We start from the raw sequence: 14,735 nt of genomic DNA, 5'->3' as shown, positions 1-14,735 counted from the left end.
GTATGCCGGTAAAAATTCCCGATAATCTGCCAGCGGCGGAAATTCTCGAATCAGAAAATATCTTTGTCATGTCCGAGACCCGGGCGGCCAATCAGGATATCAGACCCATGAAGGTGCTGATCCTCAATCTGATGCCAAACAAGATAGAGACTGAGACTCAGCTGCTTCGCCTCCTGGGTAATACCCCCTTGCAGGTGGATGTGGATCTGCTGCGCATCCACGACAAGGTCTCTAAGCACACCTCTATCGACCATATGAACAACTTCTATCGTGATTTCGAGGCGGTGCGCCATAAGAATTACGATGGCCTGATCATCACGGGCGCGCCGCTGGGGCAGATAGAGTTTGAAGAGGTAACCTACTGGGATCATATTCGCGAGATCATCGACTGGTCCCAGCACCATGTGACCTCTGTGCTGTTTCTCTGCTGGGCGGCCCATGCTGCCCTGTATCACCTCTATGGCCTGCAGCGTAAGCTGCTCTCGGCCAAGCGCTCCGGGGTGTTTAATCATCAGCGCACCCATAAACATTTTCCGCTGCTGCGGGGCTTCGACGATGAGTTTTTTGCCCCTCATTCTCGCTTTGCCGAGATGGAGGTGGCCGATCTCAAGGCTCATAAAGAGCTGCAGGTGCTGGCCGAGTCCGACGAGGCGGGCGCCTACCTGGTGCTGAGCCGCAACAATCGCAACCTGTTTGTGATGGGCCATCCCGAATATCAGAAATCCACCTTGAAGGATGAGTATCAGCGGGATCTCGCCGAAGGCCTTAATCCGAGTGTGCCGAAAAACTATTTTCGCGGTGATGATCCCAGCCAGGAGCCGGTCGCCCGCTGGCATGGTCATGGCAGCCTCTTGGTCAGCAACTGGCTAAACTACTATGTCTACCAGCTGACCCCCTATGATCTCCATGATATGAGCGCCATCACCCCCTGGGAGCATGAGTACAAGGATACCGAGGACAATGACTAAAGTGGATGCGGGCGCAGAGCCTATTCTGATTGAGACGCCCAGGCTCATCATGCGCCAGTTTGTGCTGCAAGATGCAGAGGCTGTGTACCGTTTCTCCTCTCATCCTGAGGTGGTGCGTTATACCGGCGATGAGGATGCGGTAAAGAGCCTGGATGATGCTAGGCATGTCATTGAGAAGTATTGGCTCGCAGGTTATCGCGATCCAGGCTATGCCCGTTACGCGCTGATCCATAAGCAGAGCAATGAGCTTATCGGCTTCTGCGGCGTTAAGTATGAGCCGCTGCTCAACCGCGGACAAGGCGGGGTGGATATCGGCTATCGCATGCTGCCCGAGTATTGGGGCAAGGGGCTGGCCACCGAGGCCGTGATCGCCTGTCTGCATTACGCCAGAGAGACATTAGGCATAGCCTGCGTATACGCCGAGGTGATGGTGGAAAACATCGCCTCCAGCCGGGTGCTGGAGAAGGCGGGCATGGAGCGGATCGACAGCTACGAGGATGACGGGGTTCGCCTCTATCTCTACCGCACCCCCGGATAACCTTGCTCAGCCCTCGAGGCGTAACGGCCCTTGTAAATAGCAGACCTGGTACATAACGCACTGGCACATAACCGCCCTGGCAAATAACAGATCTGGCACATAACTGGTTAAACGGGAAAAATTGCCTAGAGTCGCGCTAGCTGCGCTTGAAGAACAAGGTGTTAGGCGCTATTTTATCTAGACCTAGCGCCCGATATTCAACCGACGCGTCACCCTCAAGAATGGATCCTCATGTCAGAGCCACAACAAGCCGTACTCCTGTTATTGGCGCATCCTTCCCAACATAGATCTGAAGTTAATCTGCCCCTGTTTGAACTGGCCAAGACGGTACCCGGTGTCACCACTGTGGATCTCTATGGCGAGTATCCCGAATTTGATATCGACATCGAGCGCGAGCAGCAGCGCCTGCTGGCCCATGATGTGGTGATCTTTCAGTTTCCCCTCTACTGGTATTCCACGCCCGCCATCCTGAAGGAGTGGCAAGACCTGGTGCTGGAATATGGCTTTGCCTATGGCACGGATGGCAATGCACTCAAGGGTAAACGCTTCTTCTGCGCCATCACGGCCGGGGGCAAGGAGGAGGCCTATCAGGCCGAGGGTTACAATCATTTCACCCTGAGACAACTGCTGGCGCCGCTGGAGCAGACCGCCAGCCTCACCGGTATGCGTTATCTGCCGCCGTTCGCCCTGTTTGGTGCCCGCACCGCCGTCGAAGATGGCCTGATGGCGCAGCACCTCGAGGAGTGGCGCGAGCTGCTCACCGCCCTGGTGGCGGGCAAGCTCAATCGCCGTCTGGCCGCCAAGCTTGAGAGGTTAAACGGCCATCTTGATCAGATCATCACGGGGTAAGCGCCATGACCAACTATTTCCTGCAAGCCTTTATCTATCTGGTCGCCGCCGTGATCGCCGTGCCCCTGGCCAGGCGTTTTGGCCTGGGTTCGGTGCTTGGCTATCTGATCGCCGGGGTGGTGATAGGGCCTGTGATCGGTCTGGTGGGGGAGGAGACCTCAGTCATTCAGCACTTTGCCGAGTTCGGTGTGGTGATGATGCTGTTTGTGGTGGGGCTGGAGCTCGAACCTAAGATGCTGTGGGCCATGCGGAACCGCCTGATGGGCCTAGGTGGGTTGCAGCTTACGCTGACCACGGCCGCCGTGGCGGCCATTGCGCTCTATTTCGAGGTGCAGTGGAGCATCGCCTTTACCATAGGCCTTATCTTCGCGCTCTCATCGACGGCGATCGTGTTGCAAACCTTTAACGAGAAGGGACTCAATCGCACCGATGGTGGCCGCAACGCCTTCTCTGTGTTGCTGTTTCAAGATATCGCTGTGATCCCCATGCTGGCCTTTATCCCACTGTTGGCCCTGCCGGAGCTGGTGGAGCAGGCGCAGCAGGCGGCGACTCAGGTGGCGACCCAGCATGAAGAGATAAGTCTGGTGGCCGGCTTGCCGCCCTGGGCCTACGCCATAGTGATCGTCGCGGCTATCGCCATCTTAGTGGTGGGCGGCCACTACCTGAGCCGTCCCCTGTTTCGTTTCGTGGCCTCATCCGGGGTGAGGGAAATTTTTACCGCCACCGCGCTGATGTTGGTGATAGGTATCGCGGCTCTGATGAGCCTGGTGGGGCTTTCGCCGGCTCTGGGCACCTTTTTGGCGGGCGTGGTGTTGGCCAACAGTGAGTTTCGCCATGAACTTGAGTCCAACATCGACCCCTTCAAGGGCTTGCTGCTGGGGCTTTTCTTCATCACAGTCGGTGCCGGTATCGATTTTGGCATACTGTGGCAGGATCTCGGCCTCATCCTGGGGCTGACTCTGGGGATCATAGTGCTTAAGGCCTTGGTGCTCTTGCTGATCACCCCAGTGTTTAAGATAGGCAAAAGCGATCGCTGGTTGTTCGCCCTCAGTCTGGCCCAGGCGGGGGAGTTTGGTTTCGTGCTGCTGAGTTTCACCGTGCAGAATCATGTGCTACCAAGCGAGCTGGCGCAGAAGCTCTCATTGGTGGTGGCCCTGAGCATGATGTTGACCCCTGGGCTGTTTATTCTGTTCGAGCGTTTTATTGAACCTAGGTATCGCAGCGCCAAGGCGGATCGCGAGGCGGACACCATAGATGAGCACGGCAGCGTGATCATCGCGGGCGTCGGTCGTTTCGGACAGGTGATCAATCGCCTGCTGAGCGCCAATGGCATCAAGACTGTGGTGCTGGATCATCAGATTAGCCAGGTGGATATGCTGCGGCGCATCAATGTGAAGAGTTATTTTGGTGATGCGACCCGCCCGGACCTACTGCATACGGCGGGGATAGAGGAAGCCTCCCTGTTGGTGGTGGCTATGGACAATCGCGACAGCGCGGTGGAGCTGGTGAAGTATGTTAAGCATACCTACCCCAAGGTTAAGGTGCTCGCTAGGGCGTTCGACCGCGGTCATGCCTATCTGCTGCGGGATGCAGGTGCCGACTTCATCCAGAAGGAGACCCTGCTCTCAGCCCTTGAGCTAGGGGCCGACGCCATGAAGTGTCTCGGCTTTCACCCCTTCCATGTGGAGCAGCAGAAGAACACCTTCAAGCGCATCGAGAAGCGCAGCTCCGACATGCTCTACGGCGCCTGGAAAGATGACAGCAGCGGCGAGCGATTCGATAACAACTATCGCAAGCTGTTTATCGAGCTTGAAGAGACCATCAAGGCCGCCATGGCCAGGGATAGAAACGACAAGTATGCCATGAGCGAGCGGGGCTGGACGCCGCCGCCCAAGGGCTATGATGAGCTACTGGACGGCGATGAGCCCCTGACCGTCAAGCGGGTCGAAGAACCTTTGCCATCGACGCCTGGTGACGAGCAGATCAAGCCTTAAGCGGCGCTCAAACCTTAAGCGCTGCTCAAGCCTTAAGCGCTGCTCAAGCCTTAAGCGCTGCTCAAGCCTTAAGCGCTGCTCAAGCCTTAAGCGCTGCTAGGCTGGGCTGCAGCGCCTCGGGGAGTGCCACATGCAGAGGCTGCTTACTTAAGGGGCAAGTGAAGTCCAAAAAGCAGGCGGTGAGCTGCAGATTCACATCGCCCGTCTCGGCGCCGCCATGTTGTCTGTCACCCACCACGGGAAAGCCTATGCTGGCCATGTGGATGCGGATCTGATGCTTGCGGCCCGTCTCTATCTTTACCTGCACCAGAGACATATCCAGCTCGCTGTCGTATTCCACCAGGTTGGCGTGGGAACACGCTGGCTTGCCGTCCACCTCAGTGGTGATGGTGCGTGGTGTCTTGGGATACTCCCCATTGACGATCACCCGGTACTGTTTGTCCAGCTCGCGATGCTCGAACTGGGCCGCGAGCGCCGCCGTAATCGTTTTGCTGTGGCCTATGATCACCAATCCCGTCGCCGCCCTGTCCAGACGGTGGATGATAAAGGCGGGGCGCTGCGGCGTGAGATGAGTCTCGACGAAGCGGTTGATGGTGGTGTGATCGCTCCATTTTGAGCCCTGACACAACATGGCGTAGGGCTTGTACCAGATACTGTATTCGCCTTTATCCAGAATCAGCTGGGCATCCTCTACCTGCTGAGCCAGTACCTTAGGGTTGTAGTAGAGGTGCAGTAGATCCCCAAGCTTAAGCGGTTTCTTGGCTCGGCGTAGACGCTGAGTGTATTTGCCCCTCGTGAGCCACACGGCGCCCTTGGCCATCGCCTGTTTAATCTCCTGCTTGGAAAGCTGGCTCGCCTCGGCCAGCAGGGTGCAGGCGTCCGTCTCTGTCTGGCTGACATTGAGGTGATGTTCGATAGGGCTTAGCTTGGAGTCTGGTTGCATGGCAGGCTTATCTTCTAGGTGCTTATCTTTTGCGGTTTATCTTTTACGGCTTAGCTTTACGTACTAGAGAGCTCTTGGGCGAAAAACCCCGTCAGTTTACACTATTTTTCCCCTTTTGCGGCGCTTGACGCTTGGCCTTGTTGTCATTGGTTAAGTTCTGCTCTCGGCTCTCTCCCTCTGCTCTCTACCTCAGCATCGGCTGCTATACTCAAGGCAGTGGGAGCAGGGAGGAGCGAGATGGTGCAAAGTGCGATGGTGTGCAAGACATTCGTTTGTCTGAGAAAAGCTTGCTCATTTACTGCTTGTCTCATAACTACCTGTTTCATAATCGCCTGTCTCATAACGGCAAATGTGGCGCGGGCCGAGGTGACTGAGGTGCGCTACAACCTGTCGACCCATTTCGTCGATCCCAAACAGAGCTACTATATCGACCTGCTACGCCTGGCCATGGAGAAGAGCCAAGACCAATATGGCGACTATCGCTTGCTGCCGGTGGAGATGGATATGCCCCAGGGACGCACCATCAAGCTGGTGGAACAGGGAAAGCTGGATGTGGTGTGGACCATGACCAGCATCAGCCGGGAGCGGCAACTGCGCGCGGTTTACTTTCCCCTGCTCAAGGGGTTGATGGGTCATCGTATCGCCATCATACGCACCGAAGATGAGGCCCGTTTCGCCAACATCACCCAGATAGAAGAGCTCCAGCGGCTCCCCGTTGGCCAGGGCAGCGACTGGCCAGACAGCGATATCTTGCAGCGCCAGGGCTTTACCTTGGTAAGGGGGACGGCCCACAGCCTGTTGACCATGCTGGAGAAGGGCCGCTTCGACTATTTTCTGCGGGCGCTCCATGAGCCCTGGGACGAGATTGCCGACAGACCAAAGCTGATGGTGGATACTCAGTTTGTCATCGTCTATCCCGCGCCCCTCTATTTCTTCGTTAGCCCTGATAATCTGGCGCTGTCGGAGCGGATCGAATATGGCCTGCGCGCGGCGTTGAGCGATGGCAGCTTCGATGAACTTTTTTATCATCATGCCATCACAGAAGGTATGTTGGGGCGGGCTAGGCTGACCGAGCGACGTGTGTTTCGCCTGGATAATCCATTTCTGTCACAGACCAGTAAGAACCTGCTCAGCGAACCTGAACTGTGGTTCGATTAAGTATATTGATTTGTCTGGCTATTCTTGTCGATTTGGCGTCAAATAGGGTTTAATGAGAGTGAGTCAGGCTGCATTGATGGGGTGGTTATGATCGCAAATGAGCAGATGGTCGCCGTGCTTGAGGCACTGCCGGATCCAGCTTTTATTTTGTCCAGTAGCGGCAAATATGTGGCCGTCTTCGGCGGCAGCGATGCGCGCTACTATCACGATGGTCGTGGCCTCATAGGTGCCTACCTCCATGAGGTGATCAAGCCCGCTAAGGCCGCCTGGTTTCTGCAGACCATAGACAGGGCACTCTCGACTCGCCGCTTGCTGATCGAAGAGTATGAGCTGAGCAACAAGGATGTGAAGGGGCTGCCCGACGAGGGGCCGGTGGCGCCCATCTGGTTCGAGGGGCGAATTCAGGCGCTGGATTTTCGCGTCGACGGCGAAGAGGTGGTGCTCTGGGTCGCCAGTAATATCTCTAAGCGCCACGAGCTGGAGTTAAGGCTCAGGGAACTGAGTGATACGGATCAGCTGACCGGCCTTTATAATCGTCGCCGTCTCGAGCGCGACTTTGCCCTGCATTTCGACAACTTCAGCGAGCAGGGGATGCCAACCACTATATTGATGCTGGATATCGATAACCTGAAACAGATCAACGACGCCAAGGGCCACCATAAGGGGGATGAGAACATCCTGGCCGTGGCCGAGATCTGCCGCCGCGAGTTCCGTAAGACAGACTATGCCTACCGCTTCGGTGGTGATGAGTTTGTGGTGGTCTTGCCGGGTCTGCTGCCGACCCAGGCGATGGCCATGGTCGAGGCGCTGCATCAGAGTTTCAATCGCGCCTTATCTGCCCTGGCCGAGGATGAGCTGCTGGCCACCATCAGCCTGGGGATGACGGGGATCAAGGCGGGCGATACCTCCTACCAGGATACCCTAAGGCGAGCCGATATGGCCCTGTATCAGGCTAAAGACCTGGGTAAGAATCAGCTGAGCTATATCCCTTAGGCTTTCGCTAAGCCGTTTTACCTTCTTTATCGACGCGCTCATTCTGGCGCTGGCGACCATCTAGGGGGAGGCCGCCTCTTTGATAGCTAAATCGGCACTAGAAACAGGTCACCTCAATTGGGGCATCTGGGTGTTTCTTCTATAGTTTATATAATGAATCTTTAATGCAAATTCACTTGTTAACCCCTTCAGGCAGACATACTGTTAAGGGAAACTGGTGCTGCGGAGGCATTATGCAAACACAGATACAGGCAAGGATAAAACATTGGTTGAGTCTCGATAGCGACGCCAAGAGTCGCGCCGAGATCCAGGCCCTGGTCGAACAGGGGGCGCAGGAGGAGCTGGCGGCAAGGTTCGCTGGCCGTCTCACCTTCGGTACCGCGGGCATTCGCGGCGTGGTGGGCGCAGGTCCCATGCGGATGAACCGTCTGGTGGTGCAGCAGACCTCCAAAGGGGTCGCCGAATACCTCAAGGCTCAGGTGGAAAATGCAGTGAGTCGCGGCGTTGTCATCGGCTACGATGGCCGTCACGACTCCAAGCAGTTTGCCGAGGACGCCGCCAGCGTGCTTACCGCTTCGGGTTTCAAGGTATTCCTCACCAGCAAGGTGGCGCCGACCCCTCTGGTGGCCTTCGGCGTTCTGCATCTCGGGGCGGCTGCCGGCATAGTGGTGACCGCCAGTCATAACCCGCCGCAGTACAATGGCTATAAGGTTTACTGGGGTAATGGCGCGCAGATCATTCCGCCCCATGATACCGGCATCGCGGCCCGCATCGAGCTGGCGGCCAACTCGCCGGTGGATATGTTGCCGCTGGAAACGGCAGTGGAGAATGGTAAGCTGGTGATGCTCGAGGAGGATTACTATCAGGCTTATCGTCAGGGCGTGTTAAACGCAGAGGTGCTGCAAAGCCCCGCCCGTCCCGAGTTGGTGAGCCTGGCCTACACCGCCATGCATGGGGTCGGCGCCGAAATGGCCGAGACCCTGCTTAAGGATATCGGGGTTACACAGGTCTATTCGGTCGCGGCCCAGCGTGAGCCAGACGGTGACTTCCCCACGGTGAACTTCCCCAACCCCGAAGAGGCAGGCGCCATGGATCTGGTGATGGCCGAGGCTCACAAGCATGGTGCCATGCTGGCCTGTGCCAACGATCCAGACGCCGACCGTTTCGCGGTAGCGGTGCGTAAACCCGGTGCCACACCAGAGATGTCCTCCACCGAGGCCTATCAGATGCTGACCGGGGATCAGGTGGGGGTCTTGCTGGGCCACTACCTACTCTCCCACGCCAGTGATGATCAGCGTTTGCTCTGCTGTACCATAGTCTCCTCCAGCCTGCTGACCCGCATCAGTGAGGCATGCGGCGCTCGCTGCGAGACCACACTCACAGGCTTCAAGTGGCTGACCAATGTTGGCATGAGCAAACAGACTCAGGAGAACCGCTTCCTGTTCGCCTACGAAGAGGCGCTCGGCTACACGGTTGGCAGCATGGTGTGGGACAAGGATGGTCTATCAGCCTTGGTTGCCTTCGTGCAGCTCACCGCCGAGCTGGCTGCCAAGGGGGAGACTCTGTGGGACAGGCTGGAGACCATTTATCGTCAATATGGCTATTATCTCAACCGTCAGGTGAGTATCGCCCTCAGCGGCGAGCCAGGTGCGCCCACCATAGGCGAGCAGCTAAGGGCGCTCAACCCCATCGAGATTGCCGGTAGGGCCCTGGAGTCTGTGGATGACATCAGCCTGGGCGTGCGCCGTTTTGTCGATGGCCGCGAAGAGACAATAGACCTGCCTCGCAGCGACGTGCTCATTTATCGTCTGCAAGGCAACGCCAGGGTGATAGTGCGCCCCTCGGGCACAGAGCCTAAGGTGAAGTGCTATTACGAGGTGGTCGAGCCCTTCGGCGAGCAGGAGGGGCTTGCGGATGTGCAGCGCCGCGCCGAGGCCGCCATGGCGGAATTTGTCTCCCGGCATCAAGCGGGCTTGCCTAACGCCTAATGCCTAAAGCCTAATGCCTAACGCCTGGCGCCTAATGTCTGGAGGCGAGTCATGGTTTGTTAACTGGTTGACAGCCTACTGACACTAGGCTGTCAGTAGGGGGGCGTTAAGCTCTTCTTACTGACCGAGTGAGGGAGACGCTCAGGGTTGAGCGTCGCATTCGGCCCATTAAGGAGAGCAAGATGCAAGAACAGCAAGTGTTACACCAGGCACCTTTACAGCAGGCACCTTTAGTCTGGGGCGAGATCGCCGTCTCGGATATGGCGCGGGCCAAGGCCTTCTATCAGACTCAGTTCGGGGTGCGTTTTCGCGATGAGCAGATGTTTGGCATGGAGATGGCCATACTAGAGACTGAGGCGCCCCAGGCGGCCAGCATCGCCCTGGTAAAACATGATATGATGCGCCCAAGTGGAGCCGGCAGCATCCTCTATCTACACCTTAGCGATCACCTGGCCCCCCTGATTGAAAGGTTGGAGCAAAATGATGTCGAAATCGCTTTGCCTGCCATGGCTATCAAGGAAGGGGAGTGCGGCTATAGCTGCGTCATCGTCGATAGCGAAGGCAATCGCGTCGGCCTCTGGGCGCCGAGTCTCAAAGGTTAATCGAGAGCACTTAAACCGCTAACGATTTAAGTTCATAGAGCTAATAGAGTTAACGCAAGCGCCGCGGCGCTTGCAAGCTATGTAATTCAAGCTATGCAAAGGATATAACAGAAGGAATTGAGATGAAGACGATAAACCTCGCCCCCAAGTCACTGGTCGGCATGAGTGTTCGTACCAACAATGGAGCCGAGTCTGAAGCGGCGACGCAAAAAATCGCCCCCCTGTGGCAGGCCTTCATGGGGCAGTATGGCGAGCAGATCTTCGGTAAGTTGCCTGTGTATGGGGTCTATTACGACTATGCCAGCGACATGGATGGCGACTATAGCCTGATGACGGCGGTCGAGGCGGGCACCATAGAGCATGACGACAAGTTAACTCCGCTCACCTTAGAGGGCGGTAACTACCTCTGTTTCAGCGCCACAGGAGAGATGCCCCAGGCGGTTATTTCACTCTGGCAGCAGATCTGGGCCTATTTTCAGCGCCCCGATTGCCCCTATCGTCGCCAGTACCTGACCGATTTTGAGTGTTACGCCCAGCCTGACAGCGTCGATATCTATATCGGCGTCCACGTCGAAGTTTAGATAGGTAGAGGTCTAGCCAAAGTCTAGTTAAGCCTGGATTTAGCAAGGTCCAGTCATAATCACCACGGGCCGTCCAAGGGGCGGCCAATTCAGGTAAGTCATGCGCCGCGCCGATCGCCTATTTCAAATCGTACAAATTCTCAGACACAGACGCCTCACCACGGCTAAGCAGCTGGCGGAGCGACTCGAGGTCTCTAGCCGTACCATCTACCGGGATATTCAGGATCTCTGCCTGTCGGGGATCCCCATCGAAGGGGAGGCCGGCGTCGGCTATCTGCTGCGCCAGGAGGTGAATGTACCGCCGCTGATGTTTAACGAGCAGGAGCTGGAGGCGATACAGGTGGGCATGCGTATGGTGCAGGCCCAGGGGGGCCACGAGCTGGCCAGCGCCGCCAAGCAGGCGATGATCAAGGTCGAAGCCGTGTTGCCTGAGCGGCTCAAGGCTTATCAATCCTTGATGTTTGCCCCCGATTTTTACAGCGACGGGCAGCTGTTCTCCTTTCTCGATCTGCTGCGAAGGACATCCAGGGAGCGGGAATATATTCTGCTGAGCTATCAAGACGTGAAGCAAAGCGGTAGCGAGCGCCAGGTTCGCCCCCTCGCGCTCTATTACTGGCAAGGGGTCTGGACACTACTTGCCTGGTGCGAGCTGCGCGGTGATTTTCGTAACTTTCGTGTCGATCGCATAGTGGGCGTCTTGCCCCTTGGCAGCCATTTCCCCCACACGCCGGGCCAGGAGATGCCAGATTATATCGCCATGATGCAGGCGCAACATGGCGAGTGTTAGCTGTCTTACCATCGGTATTTTAGATTATTCCGGCAGCAGCGGGCGCATGAAGCTGCGCTCATAGCGGCGGATAAACTTGTGCTGCTTGGCGTACTCGAAGGCCGCGATACATTCTTTATCATGCACTGAGGCCTCGCGGTATTGCTCGTAGCTGGCCAGCGAAGGAAAGCTAAATAGAGCCAAGGCGACATCGTTGGCCCCCTCGCTGGGCAGGAAGTAGCCGTGATGTTGCCCACCAAACTTGGCCACCAAAGGTAGCCAGAGTCTGGCATAGTGCTCAAACATATCCAGCTTATCCGGGTCGATGATGTATTTCACGTGACAGGTAACCGCCATCTTATTTTCTCCCTAATGTATGATGAAAAACAGCGCCATACTCACCAGCACGGTCAGCAGTGTGTTGCGGGTAAAGTAGGCCAGTAATACGGCTAGTAAGCCGCAGATGAGGTAGCTGTTATCGAGAGCTATCGCCAGCTGCTGGTCGCGCACGAAGAGTATGGGAGCGGCGATGGCGGTTAGCACCGCAGGCGCGGAATATCCAAGAAACTGCAGGGTATTTTTACTCAGGCGCAGGGGCAGTTTCGGCTCGAGAAACAGATAACGACTAAGGAAGATCACCGCCGTCATGGCGATCATGGTAAGCCAAATCATCATGCCTGCCTCCAAGATTCACCGCTGAGTTTGGCATAGAGCTGGCCGAAGGCCATTCCGGTCAAAGAGGCGATAAGCAGTCCCGCCTGCAGCTCCATCAGGGCGCACACCACACTGCTCACCATGGCGACCAGCACACACACCAGGATTGAGGGGCGTTTCACCGCTGGCACCACAATGGCGATGAAGGTGGCGGCGATGGCGAAATCCAGCCCCAAGGCGTCCAGATTCTCTATCTTATGGCCCAGGGTTATCCCCATTGCCGTGGCCAGGTTCCACCCCAGATAGAAGCTAAAGCCGCCGCCGAAGGCGAACCAGGGATCCAGGCTGCGCTGTTTGCCCAGGTTGGCGATGGCAAACAGCTCATCGGTGAGCAGAAAGCCTAGGGTGAGTCGCCACTTAAGTGGCAGTGGGCTGATCTGCGGGCGCATCGCCATGCCATAGAGCAGGTGGCGCGAGGTGATCAGCAAGGTGGTGATTAATATGCTGGCAAGGCCAATCCCTGCCTTGATCATCCCAAGCGCCACCAGCTGCGCCGCACCGGCGAAGACCAGCGCCGACATGGCCTGACTTTGCAATGGCGTGAGCCCGGCGTCTATGGCAAAAGAACCGGCGAGTATGCCCCAGGGAACGACTGCTAGTGTCAGGGGCGAGATGGCCAGCGCCCCCTTGAGCGCCGCACGCATTGGTGATGCATTGCCTATTCTTTCGTTACCTATTTCGTTACCTAGGCTTTCGTTGTCGAGCATAGCGTTTTCGGTATTAGCGCTGTTTGCATCCGGGCTTCCGGCATCTGGGCTTTCGGTGGCCGAGTTAGGCAAAGGCTTATTCGAGTCTGGTTGAGATTGGCGTGTCATCTTAGCTGGTTTTGATTGAGGGATTATTCGACCTTACTAGAAAAGGGCGCACCTGGCTTGTACATTGTTGCGCTGCTTTTTCTGTCTTGCTTTGCCGATTGGGCTATTGGCCTCTTGCCCTACTGGCTTCGACCTCTCTGGCATACTGGCCCGGGGTGACGCCCATGGCGCGTTTGAAGTGACGATTGAGGTGACTCTGATCGTGAAAGCCACAGGCCAGCGCGACCTCCAGCAGCTTGCATCCCTGGCGGATCATCTGTTTGGCCAATCGAATCCGTCCCTGGATCTGGTAGGCGTGGGGCGGCAGACCATACTGGCGCTGGAACTGCTTGATCAGATAGAAGGGGCTGAGCCCCGCTAGTTTGGCCAGCGCATCGAGGGAGACATCGGCGGTGGGCATATCATCCAGAAACTGCTTTACCAATGCCAGCTGCGCCGTTGGCCGCAGTGATTTCTCGACCGGGCGACTGGCACCATGGCGGGACATCAGGCGTGCCAAGCTGGTGTAGATAAGACTCTCACGTAGCAGGGCATTGTCTGAGGAGCTTAATGTGTCGAAGGTGAGGCGTAACAGCTCCGCTAATGGTTTGTCGTGCACCACTGGCTTGGGAAAATAGGGCGCGTCGCCACTTTTACCGCCTAGCTCGTCATGGACCCTGGCAAACTGCTGCGGCAGGGGATACATGGCGCGATAGGACCAGCCAAAATCTGTGGCCGAGCGGCCGTTATGCACCTCATCTGCGTTCACCAATATGATGCTGTGCTGCGGCGCCGTGTGATTGCCGCCGGTGCGATAGAAACGCTGCGCGCCGGTTTCGATTACGCCCACCGTATAGCCCTCGTGACTGTGGCGCGAGAAGTTTTGCTGATGGTAACTGGCATCCAGTAGCTCTATGCCGCCCAGCTCCTTTGCCAGGCTGAAGTTGGCCTGCTCTTTTGTCTGCTCATTTTCTCGGGCTTTCGTTTGGGCCTTTGCTGATTTACGGCCGAGACTTTGGAGAGCAGCTGCATGCTTGGTTGTTGACTCAGTTGCTGGTGACTTCATGGGTGTTTGGGCAATCTCTTATACTCGCGTCGAGAGGCCGATACTCAGTGGTTAGTACTCAATAGTTCTGGTTCGTCACTGGTTTGTATCGGCTCTTAGCCATCATAGCCTAAATGAGTTGACTGTTTTTGTACAAAATTGGCCTCTGTTTAAAATGAACTAAAGCGGATTATGGTGTCTTGGGTGGTACACTCAGGAGAGAGGCGAGCGCAAAGGCTTTCCAAGCCCTGAGAACTGATAGCTGATAGCTTGGGAAGCGAGTCGAGAGCCGAGAACGTTGTGAGTCGAAAGTCAAGAATGTGGCAAAAATGAGGATTCAGCGAATTAACAATCAACCCACTGACATTGAGGATAGAGCCCAGCAGGGGGATCTCTATCCTTTAGTGATCTTCGATGGCAGCTGTAACCTGTGCCACGGCGCGGTGCGCTTTATCGTCAGGCGCGACAGGCGCGAGCATTTCAAATTCGCCTCGATTCAGAGCGAGACGGCCCAGCGGCTGTTGGCAGATCGCGGTATAGAGATTGACCTTGAGGATCTCAGCAGCTTCTATCTGCTCGATGAGCAGGGCGTGTTAGCCCAGAGCGAGGCGGCGCTGGCGGTGGCAAGCAAGCTCGATGGCCTCTGGCCCCTGTTAAGGGTATTGAAAGTGCTGCCCAGGGGCCTGCGAGACTGGGGCTATCGCCAGATAGCCAATCGGCGTTATCGTCTGTTTGGTCGCAGAGCCTGCGCCCTGCCATCCGAGGTAGACAGGGGCAGATTTGTCGAGTGAGCGTGCTCGAT

At 56.6% G+C, this 14,735-nt stretch carries 16 protein-coding genes; 11 read left to right on the top strand and 5 right to left on the bottom strand.

Features of this window, described 5'->3' with window-relative positions; genetic code table 11:
* Window positions 1-2: 2 nt before the first annotated feature.
* The 4 genes from metA (at window position 3) to K0H80_RS13015 (ending at window position 4,349) form a co-directional block, all read left to right on the top strand.
* Window positions 3-968: a homoserine O-acetyltransferase MetA gene (gene metA, locus K0H80_RS13030; protein WP_220071854.1), complete on the top strand. Its 966-nt coding sequence runs from the start codon at window positions 3-5 to the stop codon at window positions 966-968.
* Window positions 961-1,506 carry a GNAT family N-acetyltransferase gene (locus K0H80_RS13025; RefSeq protein ID WP_220071853.1) on the top strand — a complete coding sequence of 182 codons (546 nt, stop codon included), beginning with the start codon at window positions 961-963 and terminating at the stop codon, window positions 1,504-1,506. Before metA ends, K0H80_RS13025 begins: the two co-directional genes overlap by 8 nt.
* Window positions 1,507-1,737: 231 nt before the next feature.
* A complete protein-coding gene (locus K0H80_RS13020; RefSeq protein ID WP_220060350.1) occupies window positions 1,738-2,355 on the top strand; it encodes an NAD(P)H-dependent oxidoreductase in 618 nt (205 codons plus the stop codon).
* Between the two features lie 5 nt (window positions 2,356-2,360).
* Complete coding sequence (locus K0H80_RS13015; protein WP_220071852.1) at window positions 2,361-4,349, top strand: monovalent cation:proton antiporter-2 (CPA2) family protein; 1,989 nt, start codon at window positions 2,361-2,363, stop codon at window positions 4,347-4,349.
* Between the two features lie 79 nt (window positions 4,350-4,428).
* Here the strand turns inward: K0H80_RS13015 and K0H80_RS13010 are convergent, their stop codons facing one another.
* Window positions 4,429-5,292 (bottom strand): RluA family pseudouridine synthase, encoded by an 864-nt coding sequence (locus K0H80_RS13010; protein WP_220071851.1) that lies wholly within the window; start codon window positions 5,290-5,292, stop codon window positions 4,429-4,431.
* Window positions 5,293-5,658: 366 nt separating this feature from the next.
* Between K0H80_RS13010 and K0H80_RS13005 the strand changes: the two genes are divergently transcribed.
* The 6 genes from K0H80_RS13005 to K0H80_RS12980 all read left to right on the top strand — a co-directional run bounded on the left by K0H80_RS13005 (window position 5,659) and on the right by K0H80_RS12980 (window position 11,401).
* Complete coding sequence (locus K0H80_RS13005) at window positions 5,659-6,450, top strand: substrate-binding periplasmic protein (protein ID WP_258406093.1); 792 nt, start codon at window positions 5,659-5,661, stop codon at window positions 6,448-6,450.
* Between the two features lie 87 nt (window positions 6,451-6,537).
* Window positions 6,538-7,443, top strand: a complete 906-nt coding sequence (locus K0H80_RS13000; RefSeq protein ID WP_220071849.1) for a GGDEF domain-containing protein — start codon at window positions 6,538-6,540, stop codon at window positions 7,441-7,443.
* Between the two features lie 233 nt (window positions 7,444-7,676).
* On the top strand, window positions 7,677-9,431 hold the full coding sequence (locus K0H80_RS12995) for a phospho-sugar mutase (protein ID WP_220071848.1): 1,755 nt from the start codon (window positions 7,677-7,679) through the stop codon (window positions 9,429-9,431).
* A gap of 182 nt (window positions 9,432-9,613) precedes the next feature.
* Complete coding sequence (locus K0H80_RS12990; RefSeq protein WP_220071847.1) at window positions 9,614-10,033, top strand: VOC family protein; 420 nt, start codon at window positions 9,614-9,616, stop codon at window positions 10,031-10,033.
* Between the two features lie 122 nt (window positions 10,034-10,155).
* Entirely contained in the window at window positions 10,156-10,614 is a 459-nt protein-coding gene (locus tag K0H80_RS12985) for a GyrI-like domain-containing protein (protein WP_220071846.1), read from the top strand.
* A gap of 100 nt (window positions 10,615-10,714) precedes the next feature.
* On the top strand, window positions 10,715-11,401 hold the full coding sequence (locus tag K0H80_RS12980) for a helix-turn-helix transcriptional regulator (RefSeq protein WP_220071845.1): 687 nt from the start codon (window positions 10,715-10,717) through the stop codon (window positions 11,399-11,401).
* Between the two features lie 24 nt (window positions 11,402-11,425).
* Here K0H80_RS12980 and K0H80_RS12975 read toward each other — a convergent pair whose 3' ends face one another.
* The 4 genes from K0H80_RS12975 to K0H80_RS12960 all read right to left on the bottom strand — a co-directional run bounded on the left by K0H80_RS12975 (window position 11,426) and on the right by K0H80_RS12960 (window position 13,954).
* Complete coding sequence (locus K0H80_RS12975) at window positions 11,426-11,737, bottom strand: NIPSNAP family protein (RefSeq protein WP_220071844.1); 312 nt, start codon at window positions 11,735-11,737, stop codon at window positions 11,426-11,428.
* Window positions 11,738-11,749: 12 nt separating this feature from the next.
* On the bottom strand, window positions 11,750-12,052 hold the full coding sequence (locus K0H80_RS12970) for an AzlD domain-containing protein (protein ID WP_220073985.1): 303 nt from the start codon (window positions 12,050-12,052) through the stop codon (window positions 11,750-11,752).
* Window positions 12,052-12,738, bottom strand: a complete 687-nt coding sequence (locus tag K0H80_RS12965) for an AzlC family ABC transporter permease (RefSeq protein ID WP_220073984.1) — start codon at window positions 12,736-12,738, stop codon at window positions 12,052-12,054. The genes K0H80_RS12970 and K0H80_RS12965 overlap by 1 nt, the downstream gene beginning before the upstream one ends.
* Window positions 12,739-13,012: 274 nt before the next feature.
* Window positions 13,013-13,954 (bottom strand): helix-turn-helix transcriptional regulator, encoded by a 942-nt coding sequence (locus K0H80_RS12960; RefSeq protein ID WP_258406092.1) that lies wholly within the window; start codon window positions 13,952-13,954, stop codon window positions 13,013-13,015.
* 308 nt (window positions 13,955-14,262) lie between these two features.
* Between K0H80_RS12960 and K0H80_RS12955 the strand changes: the two genes are divergently transcribed.
* Complete coding sequence (locus K0H80_RS12955) at window positions 14,263-14,724, top strand: thiol-disulfide oxidoreductase DCC family protein (RefSeq protein ID WP_220071843.1); 462 nt, start codon at window positions 14,263-14,265, stop codon at window positions 14,722-14,724.
* Window positions 14,725-14,735 lie beyond the last annotated feature (11 nt).

Origin of the sequence: Shewanella aegiceratis, assembly GCF_019457495.1 — a bacterium.
GTDB classification, from domain to species: domain Bacteria; phylum Pseudomonadota; class Gammaproteobacteria; order Enterobacterales; family Shewanellaceae; genus Shewanella; species Shewanella loihica.
The sequence above is the reverse complement of the archived record's forward strand: the minus strand, read 5'-3'. Positions and strand labels throughout refer to the sequence as shown.